Genomic DNA, 19,494 nt, shown 5'->3' with positions numbered 1-19,494 from the left:
ATGGGAATGTTGCAGTTGGTCAAGTAGCACCTATTACAGGTCTGACAAGTAACACTTGGCAAGGCGGTGAAATTACAGGCGACACCATCACCTATAACATTGATGCTGCAAGTCCTAGCCCACTTGGGGGAGACCTGTATAACGTAGGTACGGTTGTCGTAACACTGGGTGAGCCAGTGCCTCAAGATTCAGCAGAGTAATCTCTCTGTTGGCCAGTTTTTCCTGGTCATAATGAAGGGTCGGCAGTGTTTGCCGGCCCTTTTTTTATCGTGGCTTTTTATAATGACTGTATCCTTTCAATACCCTCAATATCAGTATTACCGTTAATTTTAGATGATTTAAGCCCAGGCCTAAGGTAACCTACTGCAATCAGGATTAAACAGGGATAGTCAAGGCAAATGGGCGTGCCTAACAATAAATTTACCAACAAACAGTTGCTGATCATTGATTCTGCGGTGCAGGTGTTTAGCGAAAAAGGCATCAAGAGAGCTACCTTTGCTGAAATTGGGGCCAGGGTAGACTTGGCCACTACCAGTATTACCTATTACTTCAAAAAGAAAGAAGACCTGGCAACGGCTTGTTATCTGCGCAGTATTGATCGTGTCTGCCAGATTGTTGAGTCGGTGGTTCATGTCGATAGCTTGGCGGGTCGGTTGAAACTCCTCTTGCGCCTGCTCATTGAAGACCATATTGCGGTGCAGCGGGGTAGTAAGCCGCCCTTGATGCCCTTTGGGGAGCTGGTGAATCTGTCCCAGACCCCTTATGCCGAGGTGCTTAAGCAGTTTATGGAGATGTTTAAGCGTCTCAAAACGGTGCTTAGTAGTTATGATCAGAGTACTCATCAAGAATCATTACCGACTGCTTCAACTAATTGGTATTTTCAATTTTTATGGTTGGAATATTGGTGGTTTGAATATTTTGAGTCCAGGCATAAGGACAGGGTGGTTAATCATCTACTCGATGTGTGGTCGAATGGTTTGTTCTTTAGCGATTATAGTTTTAATGTGGCGTTGGCGGATAAGGCCTTATTGCAACTTAATCAGATTGCTGCGCGCAAAGAGGATAAACCCGTAGAAAAAATACTGGTTGCTGCCACCAACCTGATTAATAAGCACGGTTACGATGGTGCCTCTATCGATAAAATCTGTGCTAGCCTGGAGATTACCAAAGGAGCAGTTTACCACCACTTCGATAGCAAGGAAGAGCTGGCAGAAGCTGCGTTTGACCGAACGATTGATATTGTCAGTGGCGTAATGTCTGAGGTCTTAAAGCAGGATCTTAATAGTCGCGATAAGCTGTTTGCTCTCTGTTATACCCTTATCGTCAAGCAAGTTGATGGCACCATGCCGCTGATTTCTTCACGAGTGATCCGCACAATCTCGCTACAGCATAGAGAAAAGATTCAAAACCTCCACCGGAAAACTACCAATGAGATTCGCTATCTTATTTCTGACGGTGTGCTTGAGGGTTTGCTAAGGCCGGTTGATGTGCTTATTACTGCAGAGGTGGTTAGCTGCGCTATTAATTCTGCCTTCGAATTAAAGCTATGGTTGCCTGCTATGGAGCAGGGTGATTTTCTTGCTCAATATTTGCGGCCTACGCTGTGTGGTTGGCTTCCCCCGGAAAACTAAAGTCCTTCAGGCAAATTCAAAAACCATTACTGGTATTAATAGCGGTGCTGTTAGCCGGTAGGGAAAAGATCATACCATCTTCCGTCAGTGTGGTGGGCCCATCATAGACTTGATTAACACCCGCCATAAAAGCCGCTGCCTGCCCCGGAAAAATAATCGGCGGCACAATATGATATAGCGCCAGATGTTTTGCCCCGGCAGCGGCGGCAGACTTAGCTGCATCCACCGGGCTGGTATGGTAGTCAACAATATCGTAGGCGACTTTAGCGATAACCGGGTTGCCAATTGACTGTGCCGATTTATTCATCGTATTGATCATCTCCATATTGAGAGCTTCGTGGAACAGGATATCCACATCCCGGGAAAAATGTTCCAGATTAGCCGAGCGAATCGTATCGCCGCTGATCGCCAGTGAGCGACCCCGGTAATCAAAACGATAACCGACGGCGGGTGTAACCGGTTTATGGTCGACTTCAAAGGCGGTGACTTTTAAATCATCCTGATCCCAGACGATAACGCTTTCACCGCCTTCGGGTGCTGGAAATGGCTGTGCCACCATGCCTTTACCCGACAGCGGTGCCACCGTATCGCCATGGTGGTCATGGCGGTATTGCGTGTCAAAGTTGTAACTACGGTTGAAACCTTCAACTACGGTTTCTACTCCCTGTGGTGCAATCACGGGCAGGGGCGAGATATTAGCAGCTGAAGCCCAGCGCAAGGTAGCAACTTCACCCAGGCCATCAATATGGTCAGAGTGAAAATGCGTCAGCAGCACGGCATCAATAGTGCCAATACCCAGCCGCATGCGGTTAATATTGCGGGCACCGCCGCTGCCGGAATCGACAATGATTCGGTTTTCCCCGGCGATAATCATCAGGCAGGCCCCAGAGCGCTTAGGGTCTGGCATGGGGCCACCAGCACCGCACACGGCAATATGCAGGCCATCTCCCAGTTCTGCGGCGGGGTCACCGGCCAAAATAGTGGGCATACCACGGTCCATTATGGTCATAACCAGGGTGCCGCGCTGGCTATAAATGACAACGAGTAGTGCAAGTAATACAGCAAGAGTAATAAAGCGCTTACGATTCATGGTTTACAGGCCTTATCGTTTGAATTATTCTGGCATATTGTGTGACTATAGTTGCAAAGTCAAATCCTGATTAAGCCTTAATAATACAGATTATTATGAGAAATAATATATTGGCACTGTGCCTGTTGCCCTCCCTGGTGCTGGCGGAGCCGGCAGGGCTGGCGGGGCTATGGCAGCACTCGGACCAACCGGTAATCGTCAAGATGCAGGCGGCTGGCGATGGGATGGAAGGGATTGTCCATAGCTATAGTGACTCACCCGAATTAGTCGGTGAAACGCTTTTCCGTGAGCTGCGCTTTGATAAAGAAGAGCAATGCTGGCGGGGTAGGGTCTATGTCAAAGAATTGGAACAAGAAAAGAACACGTGTTTATTGTTAGAAGATGCCAGCCAATTCAGGATGGCCGTTACAATTGGCTTCTTTAGTAAAACCGTTATCTGGACTCGTCTAGAAGCTGAGCCATCCCTCTAAATAGCAAAATACCACCAATATAGAAGGTTATAATCATGAGTTTTGAGAATAAAGTTATCCTGATCACCGGTGCCGCCAGCGGCTTTGGCAAACTGTTAGCACAATACCTGTCACCCAGGGGGGCGAAGCTGGTTCTTGGTGACTTGAATGAAAAGGGTGTTCAGGCTGTGGCTGATTCACTACCGGGTGACGTTATTGCCATGGCGTGCAATGTGGCTGTGGAAGAAGAAGTCAAAGCCTTGGTTGACGCATGCGTTGCGCATTTTGGTGGTCTTGATATTGCGGTCAATAATGCCGGTATCTCTTCTCCGCCGAAAAGTTTGCTGGATGTCACCGAACAGGAAATGGATATTAACTTTGCGGTCAACGCCAAAAGCGTTTTATTTGGTATGAAATATCAAATACCGTTAATGATGAAAAACGGCGGCAGTATTTTGAATGTAGCCTCTGCTGCCGGTATTGGTGGTGCCCCAAAACTGGCTCACTACTCTGCCTCCAAACATGCGGCGGTGGGTTTAACCAAAACAGCAGCGGTTGAATTTGCCCGTTACAATATTCGCATTAATGCGATTTGCCCCTATTTTACCAATACCCCTATGTTGGATAATGCTGCGGTTGCGGGGATGGATAAAGGGATTATGAGCCAGGGTAGTCCTATGAAGCGCCTGGGTGAGCCGGAGGAAATTGTCAGCACCATGGTCAGTTTAATTCTGCCCAGCAACAGTTATATGACCGGGCAGGCGATTAATGTGGATGGTGGGGTGTCGGCGTTTTAGGCGACCTACTCCAAATTCAGGCGGTGCTCCCGGGCCTGGCTTAAGGTGTCACAATCGGAAAGTTTTCCTGGGTTTCTCTCATCGAACCGAAAAAGCTCAATAAGTCTAACAGGCTGCCATCCACCGATAATTGCTCGCTTAGCAGAGTGCTTTTTAAATCGCCGGTACCGGTCATGAGATCTAATAACAGGCCTTTAGTCAGGCTTAAGGTGACAGAGGGCTGTAGGCGGTTATTAGCGGTGAGTGGGCGTTGGTAAAAGTTCAGTACCGAGTTATTAAGGGATAACACATAGGTTTCGTTAACATCGGTAAATACCATTTCTATGGCCAGTGTTTTGCCATCGGCTTTCTCACCGTCAATATTGACGGCAATGGTTTCTAAAAAGGTTCTGATCGGTGTGCGGGTGAATATGCCTTTGGCGTCGGCGGTATCCATAATGGGCGCGGTAATACCATTGCGTAATTCATGGGCGGCGGTTAGATATTCACTGCGCCAGGGGCCAGACTCTGCCTGATATGCCAGTTGGTCATAGGTGTTGGCTAATAAAGTTTTAGCACCCTGATGGCTGGGCTGGGCAAATACCGCTTTGTTGAGTAGTTCGGCCACCCATTGGTATTCTCCTTGATCAAAAGCAATCCGGGCGTTGGCGACCACCACATCAATGCCACCCATTAATTTAATATATTTGCTGGAGGTTTCGGTGGTGGGAAGAGGGTGCAGGTTGGCCGGGTTGCTGTCATACCAGCCCATATAATATTGATAAACCGCTTTGGCATTATGTTGCAGCGTGCCGTAATAGCCCCGCGAATAAAACGGTTGATTTAAGCTTTCAGGCAGTTGAATGTTATGGGCTATTTCATTCGGAGTCATGCCCTGCAAAATCATGCCGACAGTTTGGTCGTGAATAAATTTATAGGTATCGCGCTGGCTTTCAAGATAGTTCCGAATACGTTGCTGACCCCAGATAGGCCAGTGGTGACTATTAAAAATCACCTCGGATTGGCCATAGTTTTGCAACATATCATCAATGGTCTGGCTCCACAGTAGGGCGTCGCGTACCTTGGCACCCCTCAGGGTATAAATATTATGCATGGTGCGGCTAATCACCTCGGCACCGCAAAAGGCATTATGCTGTGGTAAATAAAACGTAAACTCTGCGGGAGCTTCAGTGCCAGAGGCGATTTGAAAGATAAATTCAACACCATCAATAATATGGCGTTCTCCGGTTTCACTAATGGTTTTATTGGGCACAAATAAAGAGGCGGTGCCAAAGGGGACGGATTTTCCCAGCCCCAAATCGACATTGCCTCGGGGGCCGGGTTTTAAAGAGGAACCATATTGATAGCCGGCGCGGCGGGTCATCGCTGTCCCCAACATAATATTTTCGCTAGAGGCTTCTTTGACAAAACCCTCTGGAGCCACAATAGTCACTTCCCCCGATTGATATTGCTGATCGCTAATATAAGAAGCCACACCGCCAAAGTGATCGATATGACTGTGGGTAAAAATAATCGTAGAGATGGGTTTGTCTTTTAATAAGTGCTGTTTTAAGAATCGATAAGCCGAGGCACCGGTTTCCAGGGAGGTATTGGGGTCGACAATAATCCAGCCTTTTTCCCCTTCAATAATAGACACCGTAGCCAGGTCAAAATTTCTTAGCTGCCAGATACCTTCTTTAACCTGATATAAACCCGGTGTGCCATTAAGTTTAGCCTGTCGCCATAGACTGGGGTTAACCGAAGCAGGAGCGTCACCTTGAATAAAAGCATAGGCGGGCATATCCCAAATAGTATTATCATTAGAGGAGTGTTTGACCACTAAATTATCAGCGGCAACCACCAGGCCTCTTTCCGCCTCTTCAAAATCTCGAGTATCGGAAAAGGGTAGTTGTTTGAGCACAGCCTGATTATGTTGCACGGTGTAGCTGGATGGGGCACTGTTGCCACTGTCAGAAACACGATTATCCAGCGGTGCTGATGTTGGGTCACAGGCGACCAGTAATAGACTGGATAAAGTCGCCAGCAGGGTATTACGCTGTAGGGCATAGTTCATTGTTTGATCACTTTGGGTAGTGGCCAGCTGCCATCAGTAGCGGCAAGCTTGGGAGAGTAAAGTCGCAGAGTTATGGCAAAACCCTGTTTGGGGGTGGGCAACCAGTTGTTGCTATTGGCTGTGGGTGCTGTTTGTTGCAGCGCAATATCCAGAGAGCCATCGTCGTTAAATATCAATGCGTCCCGATCGCCTAAGGCATAGCGCTTAAGCGGGTTGTCTACCAAAAAACCTTCTTCGTCATACAGGGTGACTGACCAAAAGGCATCAACCGGTGGCGCTTGACCTGGTTCGAAGCGAAGGACATAACTATGCTGGCCGTTAAGGGGTTGGCCCCCAGAGTCAACGCTGGTGTTAGGGTATAAAGCCTCTTCCGGTGGCAGTGCGCCTAAACCAATAATTGCCACACCGGTACGCAGTTTATAGTCGGTGCCATAATTACCCATACCTTGACGATAAATAGCCCAGCCATTTTCCAATGAGTGTTTGTCGCCTAGCTGTTTTTTGATTTGTTGGCGGGTGATATTCAAGGCGCTATCGGCGATCAGTTGACCTAACCAGCCTTGAGCTGCGGGTGAGTAGTTGCCGGCTGTAACACCAATGGCCGCCAGATTATTGATTGCTTCCTGATCAGCCGCTGGCGCAGCTTGTTGCGATAGTGCTTGTGCCAGTGCAGAGAAAAAAGTATCGGCATTCATTTGATCAACAGTGAGATATGGATTGTCGGTTTGGTGGCCTTTATCAATACTGCCAACATAGGCTTCACTGCTTAAGCCTTGTTGCCATTGGCTTAAAGAGGCTAATGAAAACTGGAGCTGCAACTGTGCAACCGCAGCAACATCGCCAGGGCCATTGGTTTGTATGCGTTGAATCATCCACACCCTGTTAGTGGGGGCGCGAATAACCTCTAAAGTGTCAGGTAAATCGCCAGACCAGTTCGGCCCAACAATGGCATAGTCACCGGCTTTATTGCCAGTTGTTCTTGTGCCCACTGAGGCAAAGACATTGGTCCAGGCATCCATAAGGGGTGATATATAATAACGCTCGCCCATATCCGGTACAGAGAGTAGCTGTGGTTGCTCCGACAAATTTAACCAGGCGATGGTATAGAGCGTATCCACATTGGGGCGAACAACATTGCGAAAATTATGGTCGGGAAAGTTGGCGTTATGGGTCAGTTGGTTTTCCGTGGCGGCCCCGGCCAACATCACCTTCTGGGTTTCCTGCATAATCATTAGCGGGTAGCCGTAGAGGTAGGCCGCAGAAAAGGCTTTAAACTGCGACAAGCCTTGATAGATCAGCAGGCCGACAAAACAGATAATTAATAAAGCTGAGAGTTTTATTTTCATAATCTGCAAGCTCTTATCCTGTCGTGTATCCACTACGGGGATTGGCGATGACAAGTCTTCCCTTATACCTGTTTTGGCTTTAGCTTTTATTGGTTAACAGTTTGCTGGCAATCAGTAGCAGGCAGCATAAGATCACCTCTCCAGCCAATTTATCCACAGGCAGGGTTGCATCATGCACCAGCAAAGCCAGTATGCGAAACACACCCGCGGTACCAATTAATAGCGCGGCGGATAAAAACCATTGCCGCTGGCGGGTTACAACACCTAACAGTATGACTAAACCACCAACAAAAAAGAACGCGCCCAAATCACCAATTTGTGAATTTAAGGCCACGCCTTCCAACAAGGGCATCTCCCATTTTGTAGCCATAGCCGCAGGGTCAATCACCCATCGCAGGCCTAAAATTAAAAACATTAGTCCGGCCAGGCCGACAACAATACGTAAAACTTTTTCCATGGTAATCACTCGTGTTAGTCAATGAATGTTCGGCATACGCGTTTCGTCACCAAAGGGTGCAGCGTTCATCAGGCCTGCATCGTCCGTCCACAGCCGCATAATAAAGGCCGATGAAGATGGCATGGCTGCTGTTACAGCTTGACTTGACGAGTAAGTCATGCATGTATCGTCACAATTTGTGACAATATATACCATCATGTTTTAAAAAATCAAGAGAAGCCAGTATGAGTGATTCATCTTTACTATTTGATTTAACACGGACTGAAGAGCAACAAGTGAGCTGAAATAAACCATCCCATAGGCTGCTATGTAGTATTTTTATCTTGTTAATACAGAAGATAAGAAAAGTTTTTTACAGCTGACTTTTAAATTGGCATATATTATGACATTATGTCCGGCTTGTTATCGAACCCCAATATCATGGTGATTACAATGCCTTATAAGTTGTACGGTATACCTTCTTCTTTGTACGTCGCAAAAGTTCGCAGTTACTTTCGTAAGCAGCATATTGAGTTTATCGAGCAAGGTGTTAATGATCCTCATTTCCAGCAGGAGATTGTTCCTGCTGTCGGGCGCTTAATTATGCCCGTGGTTGAGGCCCCTGACGGTACACTGCTGCAAGATGGCGCGGACATCATCGACTTTTTTGAAGCAGAAGGGACATCCCCTCTGCCGGCTATCCCCGAATCCTCCATGCTGGCGACTATTGCCTATCTGTTCGAGTTGTTTGGTGGCGAAGGCCTGTTGCGTGAGGCTATGCACTACCGTTGGAGTTTTGATGAGCAGTTGGATTTTATTAAAAATGATTTTTGCTGCGCGATTGCACCACCAGACAGTGATCAGGAAAGTCGTGATGCGCTGTTTGACCTTGCCAGTAAGTCTATGCGCGCAGCCGCCAGGGGTTTTGGTGTCAGTGAAGCAAGCGCCCCCCTGATTGAAGACTCTTATAAAGAGTTCTTAACGCTATTTTCAGCTCACCTGAAGACCCAGCCCTATTTGTTAGGTGGGCGTCCCTGTGTCGGTGATTATGGTTTGCTTGCCCCTCTTTATGCCCACTTGGGCCGCGATCCTGTCCCCGCTATGTTAACCCGCCAAAGCGCCCCCGAAGTCTCACGTTGGGTGGAGCGCATGCATGCCCCAGAACCCATTCGTGTGGAATATGCGGATAATACGGCAGCGTTAAATGCAGATGATACTATTTCCGACACCTTAAAAGCCTTAATGGTTTTTATCGCCAAAAATTATTTACCTGAGCTTGAAGCCCATGTGGCCTTTTGCAATGATTGGCTGCGCAATCATCAGGGAATTACTGCCGGTACCAACGGGCTGGATAATCCAGCAGGACGGGTAATTGGTAAAGCAGAGTTTGAGTGGCGGGGTATAACCCTTAGTACCGCCGTATTGCCTTACCGTTTTTATTTACTGCAGCGGATTCAGGATTGCTTTGCTCGCGCTAGTGAGTCCGAACAACAAAACATAGCCGCACTATTTAGCGAAGTTGGTCTGTCCTCAATACTGACCCTCAAAACTGACCGTCGGGTTGAACGTGTCAATCACCTTGAAGTCTGGGGCGAATTGCGCGTCGACTAATGATTAATTTAGGTTTTTAAGTATGAAAAAAATAACAGAGTTTTTCCGCGTCTTAAAGGACTTTGCAACAGTGGCCCCGCTTCTGGCTAGCTATAAACCCCCCAAAGATGATGATACGGTTTCCATGGGGTTGCTGTTTCAAACGACAGCTGAAAAGTACGCTGATAAATCTGCCCTGGTTTTTGAAGGGCGAGAGCTAAACTGGGGGCAGTTTAATCGCTTGGTCAATCAATTTGCCCACCTGTTAAAAAAGCAGGGCGTAGCCCGTGGTGATGTTGTTGCAGTGTTATTAGAGAACCGAATTGAAATGCTGGCCTCGGTCTTGGCGCTGGCCAAAATCGGTGCAACGGCCAGTTTGGTTAATAACAGTTTACGGGGTAAGCCATTAGTCCATTGTATATCCATTACCGACTCCAGGAAATGCCTGGTAGGGGAGGAGCTGGTAGAGGCTATTATGGAAGTCAAAGAGCAATTGCCTCTCAGTGACCAGGACTATTTATGGGTAGAGGATACGGGCGAAAGCACAAAGCCTGAAAAGCTCTTTAATTTTAGCGAGCAAGTTGATGCCATGCCGACAACAAACCTCGCCGAAACGGCGGATATCAAAGCGGGTGAAAAGGCCTTATATATCTTTACTTCAGGTACCACCGGTTTACCGAAAGCGGCTGTTATTTATCATCGTCGATTTTTGGCAAGTGCCTACCCTTATTGCAAGGCAGGCCTTCGAGCCAAACAACAAGACCGTATTTATATGTGTTTGCCTCTGTACCATATGACAGGTTTAGGGCCGGGTTTTGGTACTTCACTGTCTTCCGGTGCTTCCATGTTTTTACGTCGTCGTTTTTCCGCCAGTCAATTTTGGCCTGAAGTACAACAATATCAAACCAACCTGTTTGTCTATGTGGGTGAGTTATGCCGCTATCTCTCTATACATCCAGAATGTCCGGAAGAAAAAAACAACCCCCTGGAAACGATGATGGGTAATGGCCTACGTCCTGATGTTTGGGATCAATTTCGCTCCCGTTTTAAGGTCAAACGTATTTCTGAAATTTACGGTTCCAGTGAAGGTAATGCTGCCTTTATCAATTTCCTGAATAAAGATCGTACCATTGGCACCACCAGCGCCAGTCTGATGTTGGTGAAGTATGATGTTGATGCTGATGAAATGATTCGCGATGCTGCGGGTAAACTAATAGAGGCAGAGCCTGGCGAGCCAGGGCTATTACTGTCAGAAATTGATGATAAATATAAGTTTGATGGCTATCAAAACAAAGAAGCCACCAATAGCAAAATATTAACCGATCTAAAAAATCCTGGAGATCGCTGGTTTAATACCGGTGATTTAGTGCGTCAAATTGATGTGGGTTTTGCACTGGGCCTGCCGCACTTTCAATTTGTAGATCGGGTAGGTGATACCTTCCGCTGGCGAGCAGAAAATGTGTCTACCAATGAGGTGGGTGAAATTATTAATGCCTATGACGGCATAGAAATGACCAATGTTTATGGCGTGGAAGTCCCTGGTGCCGAAGGTAAAGCCGGTATGGCAGCCATCACCTTAAAAGAAGGTGCTTCACTGGATATGGACGCTTTTTCACAATTTGTTGATAGGGAGTTACCCGCTCATGCCAGGCCGGTATTTATTCGCCTGCAGCAACAGGTTGAGACTACAGTAACCTTCAAGCTTGTCAAAGGCGCACTGCGTAAAGAGGCCTATCACCTGGATCAGGTTAAAGAGCCATTATTTATACTTAAACCCAAAAGCCAAGCCTATGAGCCTTTGGATGATGCCAGCTACCAGCAGGTGATTGCAGGTCAGTCTGGATTTTAATAAAGACAACACCGAAAGGATATTTATGATCGATCTATATACCGCGCCAACGCCTAATGGTCATAAGGTGTCTTGCACACTGGAAGCCCTGGAGCTGGAATACAATACGCATTTCGTGAATATTACCGAGGGCGAACAAAAAAAGCCTGACTTTTTAGCCATTAACCCAAACGGTCGTATTCCCGCTATTGTCGATCGCGATGCCGGTGATTTTCCGATTTTTGAGTCTGGCGCGATTATGATTTATCTGGCAGAAAAAACTGGCCGCCTAATGCCTACCGATGCCAAAGGTCGTTCTGAGGTGATACAGTGGTTAATGTTCCAGATGGGCGGTGTAGGTCCCATGATGGGGCAGGCCAATGTTTTCTTCCGATACTTCCCGGAAAAAATTCAACCGGCGATTGATCGTTACCAGAATGAAGGTCGCCGCTTATTTGAAGTGTTAGACGGACGCTTGGCGAATAACGAATGGCTGGCAGCCGATTATTCCATTGCCGATATCGCCAATTGGTGTTGGGTGCGTACGCATAAATGGTCGGGTATTTCTGTTGAGGGTTTAGATCATATACAGCGTTGGTCACAGGCGATGTATCAACAGCCCGGCATGAGCAAAGGCCTTGATGTACCGTTTAGTCTGGGCAACTTACTGGACGATGAAAAAGAAACCGAGAAATTCAAAAGCAACGCACAAAATATTTTACAGAAATAACATCTTAAGAAATAAATAGGTAATCACCGTGAGTCAACAAGTCCCCATTACCATAACCACCGACAATAAGGTGATGTCTATTGCCTGGAATCGCCCCGATAAAAAAAATGCGCTAACACAAGATATGTATGGCGCAGTGGCAGATGCTTTAAATGCAGCCGACGCGGACAACGGTATTCGTGTGGTGTTAATAACCGGTACTAAGGATTGTTTTACGGCGGGTAATGATCTGGCGGGCTTTTTAAATAACTCTGTCGGCGATGAAGCAGCTCCGGTATCACAATTTATGAAGGCCATTGCCAGCTTTAAAAAACCTATAGTCGCTGCGGTTAATGGTCCCGCCATAGGTATTGGTACCACCATGTTATTACATTTCGATATTGTGGTAGCAGCCGATAGCACAGTTTTCTCCATGCCTTTTACCAATTTGGGATTATGTCCTGAAGCGGCTTCCAGTTTTCTGTTACCACGCCTCGCTGGTTATCAGCGTGCTGCAGAACTAATACTGCTTGGAGAAAAGTTTGATGCTCAGCAGGCCAAAGAGTGCGGCATCATTAATCAGATTGCCAGTGCTGATGAGTATTTACCGGTTGCCTGGGAGATAGCCAATAAACTGGCGGCTAAGCCACCTACCAGCCTTCGGGTGAGTAAGGCGCTTCTGAAGGGACAGCAGGCCGAGGTAGTTGAGGAGTGTATGCAAGCCGAAGGGGAGCTGTTTACCCAGTTGGTTCAAGGCCCGGAAGCCAGAGAAGCAATAGCCGCCGCTATGGAGCGCAGAGAGCCTGACTTTTCGAAATTTTAACGCAAGAACAAGACCATGGCGCAGTCAGAACAACAGGTTTTTAAAGATCAGGGTGGTGCTGCTACCATGGACCCCGGCTTTATTCTGCGTTGGGCCACCTCCAAGGTTATGCAGCAAATGGCTAGCCCAAAACGGATGGAGAAACATCGGGCCAAAGCGGAAAAACTACGATGCAAGCTAGGCTTACCCCATACCCTTGAATACTTTCATCAGGTCGATGATGGTTATAGCCATCTTGCGGCACAGCTATTAAAACCTTTACTAGCGCGTTATGACATTAAGTTGGTCTGCCATTTAGTGGCTGGTCCGGTGGGTGATAATGTCGCGGAACCGGATTTATTATTAAAGCTGGCACAGTACGATGCCGGTTTAGTGGCACCCGAGTATCAGCTGGATTTCCCCCAACAACAAAGCTTGCCATCACCTGAACTGGTCAGCTTAGCTACCTCAATATTGGCAGCACAGGAACAGGCGGCATTACTGGGTTGTATTGTTGAAGTAGGGCAGGCTTTATGGTCTGGTGACCACTCGGCGCTAAAAGATCTTGCCGCGGCCTATGGCACTGTTAGCGAGGCGGAAGCCGGCAAAAAAGTGCAGCTTGGCAGCGAACATCAAAAAAAGCTAAAGCACTATTCCGGCGCCATGTTTTATTATGGCGGTGAATGGTACTGGGGTGTTGACCGTTTATATCATCTTGAGCAACGCCTGGCAGAACTAGGCATTGATCATCAACCCGACCTACCGCTGTTAATGCCTCGTCCACCGATAGAAGTCGGCGAGATTAAAGATAACGGCAGCCTGACACTGGAAGTATACCCTTCACTGCGTAGTCCCTATACCGCCATGGCCTTTGATCGCGCGGTACAACTGGCCAAAGACACTGGTGTTAATCTGGTGGTCAAACCCGTTATGCCTATGGTGATGCGCGGAGTACCGGCAACGCGGGAAAAGGGCCTTTATATCTTTTTTGATACCGCCCGCGAAGCTCGCGCCGCCGGGGTGCCTTTTGGCAATGCCTATGACCCCATTGGCGAGCCGGTACGTCGCACTTATTCGCTTTACCCCTGGGCTTGTGAACAAGGCAAAGGCACCCAATTGATTTCCGCCTTTTTAAAAGCGGCCTTTACTGAACGGGTGAATACCAATAATGACAAAGGCATGCGCTATGTGGTTGAGCAGGCGGGTTTATCCTGGCAGCAGGCCCAACAAAAAATGGGTGACCCCGGTTGGCAGTCGCTATTAGAGGCTAACCGACAAACCATGTACGGTATGGGCTTATGGGGCGTACCCAGTTTCCGCCTGTTAGATAAAGACGGTAAGCAAGTGTTAGCCCTCTGGGGGCAGGATCGTCTTTGGTTGTTTGCCCGAGAAATAAACCGTTTATTGTCGAAAGGATAAATCCATGGATAAAACCATTACCAGCTTTGCCGAGTTCTACCCTTTTTATCTTAACCAACATAGCAATCGTGTAAGCCGGTTATTGCATTATATTGGCACCACTTTATCGATACTGGTGCTGCTGTTTGCGCTATTTAACCAACAGTGGTTACTGTTGTTGCTAGTCCCTGTAGCCGGTTATAGCTTTGCCTGGGTGGGGCATTTTTTCTTTGAAAAAAATAAACCGGCGACTTTGAATTACCCCGCTTATAGTTTGGCTGCAGATTATGTAATGGTCTTTGAAGCATTAACGGGGCGGCTTGACCACTCGCATTTTTCAGCACCGAAAAAGAGCTAAACTTCCCCCGTTATTTACGCAAAAACCACTATTCCCACGAAGCAACGTCATTCCCGCGAAGGCGGGAACCCAGCGCTGTAGATTCCCGCCTTCGCGGGAATGACAGAACATTGGCGGGAATGACAGAACATTCGCGGGAATAACAGTACGGCTTTTAAATACTAGCCGCCAAACGCGTTCCCTGGTCGATAGCGCGTTTAGCATCTAACTCAGCCGCAATATCGGCTCCACCAATTAAGTGATAGGGTTTGCTCAGGCTGTCAGCCAATTCCCGTAAGGGGTCTTGTCCAGCGCAAATAATCACATTATCGACGTCTAACACTTTCTCTTCGCCGCCAATAACTACATGTAAACCAGCATCGTCAATTTTCTTATACTCACAACCTGGTATCATTTTAACAGCTTTATTTTGCAAGCCTGCACGATGCGCCCAGCCTGTAGTTTTACCTAAGCCAGCACCGACTTTTGAAGATTTGCGTTGCAATAATGAAACTTCACGGGCAGGGGGCGTTACTTTGGCTTGAATCCCTTCGATACCGCCCCGCGCAGCCAGACTCATATCTATACCCCATTCTTGCATAAAGGCAGGGATATTTAAGCTGGTGGCTTCACCGCTATGAACAAGAAATTCCGAAACATCAAAACCAATACCGCCGGCACCAATCACCGCAACCTTACTGCCCACCGGTTTACGGTCTGCAATAACATCCAAATAGCTTAGTACTTTTTCGTGATCAACACCTTCAATATCCGGAGTGCGTGGTGAAATACCGGTGGCTAATATCACTTCGTCAAAGTCGCTATTGTTTAAGCTGGCGCTATCAACCCGGGTATTAAGTTTTAACTCAATATTATGCTGTTTAATTTGCGTAGCAAAATAGCGCAGGGTTTCTTCAAACTCTTCTTTACCCGGTATTTGTTTGGCGATATTAAACTGCCCGCCAATTTTATCGGCGCTATCAAACAGGGTGACGCTATGACCACGCTCCGCCGCACTGACCGCAAAGGCCATGCCCGCAGGGCCTGCGCCAACCACAGCCAGTTTTTTCACTTCGGTTGTGGGAATAATATTTAACTCGGTTTCATGACAGGCGCGCGGGTTTACTAAACAGCTTGTCATCTTGCCAACAAAAACGTGATCCAGGCAGGCCTGGTTACAACCGATACAGGTATTAATTTCATCGCTTTTATTAGCGGCAGCTTTTGCTACAAACTGCGGGTCAGCTAGAAGGGGGCGTGCCATGGATATCATATCGGCATCGCCGCGCTGTAGTACTTCTTCAGCCACTTCAGGTGTATTAATCCGGTTAGAGGTAATTACCGGAATAGAAAACTCATCGCGAAACTTAGCCGTTACCCAAGTAAAGGCAGCCCGGGGTACTTTAGTGGCAATGGTTGGAATACGCGCTTCGTGCCAACCTATGCCGGTGTTAATAATGGTGGCACCAGCTTGCTCTACCGCTTTACCTAAGGTCACTACCTCATCATAAGAGCTGCCACCTTCCACTAAATCCAGCATAGATAAGCGGTAGATAATAATAAAGTCTTCTCCGACGGCTTCACGCACGCGACGGACTATCTCTACCGGTAGACGCATGCGGTTTTCGTAGCTTCCGCCCCACTGGTCATCCCGATGATTGGTTCTGGCTGCCAAAAACTGGTTAATAAAATAGCCTTCAGAACCCATAATTTCTACGCCGTCGTATCCCGCTTTTTTTGCCAATACCGAGACATTAATAAAATCCAGAATCTGCATTTCAATTTCTTCTTCGGTGGCAGCTTTGGGTTTAAAGGGGTTAATTGGAGCTTGTATGGCAGAAGGGGCGATGGGGTTTTCATTAAAGGCATAACGGCCGGTATGCAAAATTTGCATACATATTTTCCCATCGGCTTTATGCACTGCATCAGTAATGATTTTATGTTGCTCGGCATCCGCTTCGGTTTCTAATGACTGGGTGTTCTCATGGGTTGCCGCTCGTTGATTGGGACCAAACCCACCGGTCACAATAAGCCCAACACCGCCGGCGGCACGCTCGGCAAAATAGGCGGCCATACGTTCCATACCGTTTTCCGCTTCTTCAAGGCCTGTATGCATAGAGCCCATTAGTACGCGGTTTTTCAGGGTGGTAAAGCCAAGGTCTAAGGGCTGTAATAAATGGGGGTAAGGGTTTGCGCTCATTGATGGATTCCTGCATTGCTTGGGGTTTAGGGATCAGGCCGGTCTTTTCTGGCTCGGCGGTCATTGGTTCTAATATTCTTTGTACGCCGATAGGTGGGCGCATGATCACTTTAAAGTGCTCGACATGGCCCATCGGTCTGATTCTCCGCTTAACTGGACGGCGTCAAGTTCAAAGAGGTCAAGTTATTCGATAATTTTGACGCTGTCAAGTTAGGCTGCTACCTTTCGCCTTGTGAATAAAGCTAATGACAAGTCAGAAAGCCAGAAAAAGACCTATCATCACGGTGATTTACGTCAGGTATTAATTACCGAGGCGGCGAATATTATCCGGGAAGAGGGTGAGGATGCCTTGTCGATGCGTAAACTCGCCACCCGTGCAGGGGTCTCCCGTACGGCGCCCTATCATCACTTTGAAGACAAGCAGGGCCTGTTATGTGCCATCGCCGAGGAAGGCTTTAGGCGCTTTGACGCCTTATTTGACCAGCAAGCCGCTTTTGATGATTTAGCCAACCATTTGCAGAGGCAACTGGGGGGCTATGTTAATTTTGCTGTGGAGAATTCTGAGTACTACGACTTAATGTTTTCCAGCCGTATTTGGAAGTCCAGTACTATTAGCGCCAGCCTAAAGGAAAGAGCCTATAGTAGTTTTCGCTTGTATACCGAAACGATTACCGCCCTGTGTGAAAATGTTGAGCTACCGGCGGGAGTAACACCCTTAAGAATTTCCCAGCTAAGCTGGAGTACCTTCCACGGTATGAGTCGTTTGGTGGTTGATGGCATTTATCTTGATAAGACAGCGGTTGATGCCATGATGGATACGGTGATTAAGTTACTGGTGCCGCAAGCTGGCCAGTAAGTATTGACACTACTTATGACAAAATATTACAATCCAGAACAATCAAAATAACACTTTATGGCTCAGGCTATGTCGACAGTTGTGCCTAAAAGCTATTACTGGAAAAGAAATGGTTAACGCTATTACCCAAGTCCGTTTTGCCCAAGAGGCCGAGGGTCTGCCTATTGCTGATACCTGGCAGTTTACCCATGATGCCTTGCCCCCACTGCAAGAGGGTGAAATCTCGGTTAAGGTCCATTATGTCTCCGTAGACCCGGCTATGAAGGGCTGGATCTCGAAAAAGAAAAGTTATATTGAGCCTGTTGAGCTAGGTGAAGTGATGCGGGGCTTTGGTGTAGCGGAAGTGATTGAGTCCCGTTCCGACTATTACCAGGTGGGTGATTTCTGCACCGGTTTTACCGGTATTCAAACCCACGGCAATTTTGATAGCCGTGCCTTGCGAAAAATAGATCCCAATCTAGCGCCCCTGACACGTTTTATGGGTGGCTTGGGTATGCCAGGCTTTACCGCCTACTTTGGTCTACTGGATATTGGCAAACCCAAAGAAGGAGAGACCGTGATGGTGTCTTCCGCAGCGGGAGCGGTAGGGCATGTGGTTTGCCAGATCGCTAAACTCAAAGGTTGCCGTGTTGTAGGTGTTGCCGGTGGCTCGGAAAAATGTGCCTACCTTAAAGATGAGTTAAACGTCGATGCCACTATCGACTACAAGCAGGGCGATATTGCCGGTCAACTTAAAGCAGCAGCGCCAGAAGGTATTGATGTGTACTTTGATGCGGTAGGCGGTGAAACACTGGACGCTGTGCTAATGCAGATGAATCGCCATGCCCGGATTATTATTTGCGGGGCAATCACCCAATATGAAAATATCGAAAACCCCATTGGCCCCGGTAACTATGTGCAACTACTGACACAAAGCTGCCTAATGCAAGGCTTTACCATGCGTGACTATATGCACCGTGCCAAAGAAGCCTTTGTGGATTTACTGACTTGGGAGCATGAAGGAAAAATCACCTTCCGCGAACATATTGTAGAAGGGATAGACGCTTTTCCTGAAGCGGTGCAAATGGTTTATCAGGGCAAAAACCACGGTAAATTAATGATCAAACTGGTCGATTAGGTTGTCTATCATGGATGCAATAACCTTATATGCTGCGCCCATGTCCATGTACTCCGGCAAGGTGCGTGCTTATTTTCGCAAGCAGGGCATAGCTTTTAATGAGGTGATGCCGGGCCACCCCAGTTATGGCGAAAAAATCATCCCCCAAACCAAGCGCGGTATTGTGCCGGTGGTCGAGCTGGCTGACGGCACTGTGCTTCAGGATACCGTGGATATTATTGATCACTTTGAACAGTCGGGGCAGGCAAAATTTTCCGTCTACCCCAAAACGCCAAAACAACATCTGGCAGCACTCATTATCGATCTATTTGGCAGTGAAGGTCTGCTGAAAGTGGCCATGCATTACCGCTGGAATTTTCTGGAACATAATAAGGCATTTATCGAGCTGGAGTTTGGTGATCACATCGCTCCCGGCGCAGGCCCGGATGTGGTGCGCCAAGTCGCAGAAAAAGTGATGAAGCCGATGCAGGCTTACTTACCGCTATTGGGAATTAATGAGGCAACCATTCCGGCAATTGAAGCCCAGTATCTGGAATTATTAGCCTTGCTGAATAAACATTTTGAACAGCACCCGTATTTATTCGGTGGTCAGCCCTGTGTAGCGGATTATAGTTTGATGGCTCCTCTATACGCCCACTTATCCCGCGACCCTTACCCCGGCATGATTATGAAAAGCCAAGCCCAGCGCGTCTACCGTTGGGTAGAGCGAATGAATGCCGAGAATGCCGATATGCCGGAGTACCCCGGTTATCCGCAGCAGTTATTTACCGATGATGAAATACCCGCAACACTACAAGCCATACTGAGCTTAATCGCCAAAGACTTTTTGCCGGAAGTGACCTGCATGGTTAATGA

The 19,494-nt window shown here is 47.6% G+C and carries 18 protein-coding genes; 13 read left to right on the top strand and 5 right to left on the bottom strand.

The window, feature by feature from the left end:
- Together P8H32_RS03950 and P8H32_RS03945 are read left to right on the top strand one after the other, a co-directional pair.
- Window positions 1-200, top strand: a 200-nt coding sequence (locus P8H32_RS03950; RefSeq protein ID WP_301088525.1) for a hypothetical protein, incomplete at its 5' end; no start/stop codon positions are given.
- Window positions 201-404: 204 nt separating this feature from the next.
- Window positions 405-1,631: a TetR/AcrR family transcriptional regulator gene (locus P8H32_RS03945; protein ID WP_297292234.1), complete on the top strand. Its 1,227-nt coding sequence runs from the start codon at window positions 405-407 to the stop codon at window positions 1,629-1,631.
- A gap of 16 nt (window positions 1,632-1,647) precedes the next feature.
- Here the strand turns inward: P8H32_RS03945 and P8H32_RS03940 are convergent, their stop codons facing one another.
- Window positions 1,648-2,721 carry an MBL fold metallo-hydrolase gene (locus P8H32_RS03940; protein ID WP_297292233.1) on the bottom strand — a complete coding sequence of 358 codons (1,074 nt, stop codon included), beginning with the start codon at window positions 2,719-2,721 and terminating at the stop codon, window positions 1,648-1,650.
- A gap of 95 nt (window positions 2,722-2,816) precedes the next feature.
- On the opposite strand from P8H32_RS03940, the gene P8H32_RS03935 reads away from it, so the two are divergent.
- Together P8H32_RS03935 and P8H32_RS03930 are read left to right on the top strand one after the other, a co-directional pair.
- Window positions 2,817-3,191 carry a hypothetical protein gene (locus P8H32_RS03935; RefSeq protein ID WP_297292232.1) on the top strand — a complete coding sequence of 125 codons (375 nt, stop codon included), beginning with the start codon at window positions 2,817-2,819 and terminating at the stop codon, window positions 3,189-3,191.
- 35 nt (window positions 3,192-3,226) lie between these two features.
- Window positions 3,227-3,967: an SDR family NAD(P)-dependent oxidoreductase gene (locus P8H32_RS03930; RefSeq protein ID WP_297292231.1), complete on the top strand. Its 741-nt coding sequence runs from the start codon at window positions 3,227-3,229 to the stop codon at window positions 3,965-3,967.
- A 40-nt stretch (window positions 3,968-4,007) separates the two neighbouring features.
- On the opposite strand, the gene P8H32_RS03925 is transcribed toward P8H32_RS03930, so the two are convergent.
- The 3 genes from P8H32_RS03925 to P8H32_RS03915 are packed head-to-tail and all read right to left on the bottom strand — an operon-like array spanning window position 4,008 to window position 7,823.
- Window positions 4,008-6,020, bottom strand: a complete 2,013-nt coding sequence (locus P8H32_RS03925; protein ID WP_301088524.1) for an alkyl sulfatase dimerization domain-containing protein — start codon at window positions 6,018-6,020, stop codon at window positions 4,008-4,010.
- Complete coding sequence (locus P8H32_RS03920) at window positions 6,017-7,420, bottom strand: DUF1254 domain-containing protein (protein ID WP_301088523.1); 1,404 nt, start codon at window positions 7,418-7,420, stop codon at window positions 6,017-6,019. The genes P8H32_RS03925 and P8H32_RS03920 overlap by 4 nt, the downstream gene beginning before the upstream one ends.
- Window positions 7,421-7,445: 25 nt before the next feature.
- The gene (locus tag P8H32_RS03915; RefSeq protein ID WP_297292228.1) at window positions 7,446-7,823 is read right to left on the bottom strand and encodes a hypothetical protein; all 378 of its coding nucleotides are present in this window, start codon (window positions 7,821-7,823) and stop codon (window positions 7,446-7,448) included.
- A 432-nt stretch (window positions 7,824-8,255) separates the two neighbouring features.
- Here P8H32_RS03915 and P8H32_RS03910 point away from each other — a divergent pair, with 432 nt between their 5' ends.
- The 6 genes from P8H32_RS03910 to P8H32_RS03885 are packed head-to-tail and all read left to right on the top strand — an operon-like array spanning window position 8,256 to window position 14,487.
- On the top strand, window positions 8,256-9,413 hold the full coding sequence (locus P8H32_RS03910) for a glutathione S-transferase N-terminal domain-containing protein (RefSeq protein WP_301088522.1): 1,158 nt from the start codon (window positions 8,256-8,258) through the stop codon (window positions 9,411-9,413).
- A 22-nt stretch (window positions 9,414-9,435) separates the two neighbouring features.
- A complete protein-coding gene (locus tag P8H32_RS03905) occupies window positions 9,436-11,241 on the top strand; it encodes a long-chain-acyl-CoA synthetase (RefSeq protein ID WP_301088521.1) in 1,806 nt (601 codons plus the stop codon).
- A 25-nt stretch (window positions 11,242-11,266) separates the two neighbouring features.
- Window positions 11,267-11,950 carry a glutathione S-transferase N-terminal domain-containing protein gene (locus P8H32_RS03900; RefSeq protein ID WP_301088520.1) on the top strand — a complete coding sequence of 228 codons (684 nt, stop codon included), beginning with the start codon at window positions 11,267-11,269 and terminating at the stop codon, window positions 11,948-11,950.
- Between the two features lie 28 nt (window positions 11,951-11,978).
- Window positions 11,979-12,752, top strand: coding sequence for an enoyl-CoA hydratase (locus P8H32_RS03895; RefSeq protein WP_297292224.1), 774 nt, complete (start codon window positions 11,979-11,981; stop codon window positions 12,750-12,752).
- A gap of 15 nt (window positions 12,753-12,767) precedes the next feature.
- Entirely contained in the window at window positions 12,768-14,150 is a 1,383-nt protein-coding gene (locus P8H32_RS03890; protein ID WP_301088519.1) for a DsbA family protein, read from the top strand.
- Between the two features lie 4 nt (window positions 14,151-14,154).
- Complete coding sequence (locus P8H32_RS03885) at window positions 14,155-14,487, top strand: DUF962 domain-containing protein (RefSeq protein WP_301088518.1); 333 nt, start codon at window positions 14,155-14,157, stop codon at window positions 14,485-14,487.
- A 154-nt stretch (window positions 14,488-14,641) separates the two neighbouring features.
- Here P8H32_RS03885 and P8H32_RS03880 read toward each other — a convergent pair whose 3' ends face one another.
- Window positions 14,642-16,666 (bottom strand): FAD-dependent oxidoreductase, encoded by a 2,025-nt coding sequence (locus P8H32_RS03880; protein WP_301088517.1) that lies wholly within the window; start codon window positions 16,664-16,666, stop codon window positions 14,642-14,644.
- Between the two features lie 232 nt (window positions 16,667-16,898).
- Between P8H32_RS03880 and P8H32_RS03875 the strand changes: the two genes are divergently transcribed.
- From P8H32_RS03875 to P8H32_RS03865, 3 genes are all read left to right on the top strand, one after another.
- Window positions 16,899-17,522, top strand: a complete 624-nt coding sequence (locus tag P8H32_RS03875; protein WP_297292221.1) for a TetR/AcrR family transcriptional regulator — start codon at window positions 16,899-16,901, stop codon at window positions 17,520-17,522.
- A gap of 109 nt (window positions 17,523-17,631) precedes the next feature.
- Window positions 17,632-18,639: an NADP-dependent oxidoreductase gene (locus P8H32_RS03870; RefSeq protein ID WP_297292220.1), complete on the top strand. Its 1,008-nt coding sequence runs from the start codon at window positions 17,632-17,634 to the stop codon at window positions 18,637-18,639.
- Between the two features lie 10 nt (window positions 18,640-18,649).
- A partial coding sequence (locus P8H32_RS03865; protein WP_301088516.1) for a glutathione S-transferase family protein occupies window positions 18,650-19,494 on the top strand: 845 nt, incomplete at its 3' end.

It is taken from the genome of Oceanicoccus sp. (assembly GCF_029238675.1).
Classification (GTDB): Bacteria; Pseudomonadota; Gammaproteobacteria; order Pseudomonadales; family Dasaniaceae; genus Oceanicoccus.
This window is presented reverse-complemented; position numbering and strand designations above follow the sequence as displayed.

Bases quoted from the DNA above. Each gene is read 5' to 3' on its own strand.
- P8H32_RS03910 (WP_301088522.1), top strand. From the start codon at position 8,256: ATGCCTTATAAGTTGTACGGTATACCTTCTTCTTTGTACGTCGCAAAA.
- P8H32_RS03905 (WP_301088521.1), top strand. From the start codon at position 9,436: ATGAAAAAAATAACAGAGTTTTTCCGCGTCTTAAAGGACTTTGCAACA.
- P8H32_RS03915 (WP_297292228.1), bottom strand. From the start codon at position 7,823: ATGGAAAAAGTTTTACGTATTGTTGTCGGCCTGGCCGGACTAATGTTT.
- P8H32_RS03930 (WP_297292231.1), top strand. From the start codon at position 3,227: ATGAGTTTTGAGAATAAAGTTATCCTGATCACCGGTGCCGCCAGCGGC.
- P8H32_RS03940 (WP_297292233.1), bottom strand. From the start codon at position 2,721: ATGAATCGTAAGCGCTTTATTACTCTTGCTGTATTACTTGCACTACTC.
- P8H32_RS03885 (WP_301088518.1), top strand. From the start codon at position 14,155: ATGGATAAAACCATTACCAGCTTTGCCGAGTTCTACCCTTTTTATCTT.
- P8H32_RS03900 (WP_301088520.1), top strand. From the start codon at position 11,267: ATGATCGATCTATATACCGCGCCAACGCCTAATGGTCATAAGGTGTCT.
- P8H32_RS03870 (WP_297292220.1), top strand. From the start codon at position 17,632: ATGGTTAACGCTATTACCCAAGTCCGTTTTGCCCAAGAGGCCGAGGGT.
- P8H32_RS03880 (WP_301088517.1), bottom strand. From the start codon at position 16,666: ATGAGCGCAAACCCTTACCCCCATTTATTACAGCCCTTAGACCTTGGC.
- P8H32_RS03925 (WP_301088524.1), bottom strand. From the start codon at position 6,020: ATGAACTATGCCCTACAGCGTAATACCCTGCTGGCGACTTTATCCAGT.
- P8H32_RS03935 (WP_297292232.1), top strand. From the start codon at position 2,817: ATGAGAAATAATATATTGGCACTGTGCCTGTTGCCCTCCCTGGTGCTG.
- P8H32_RS03890 (WP_301088519.1), top strand. From the start codon at position 12,768: ATGGCGCAGTCAGAACAACAGGTTTTTAAAGATCAGGGTGGTGCTGCT.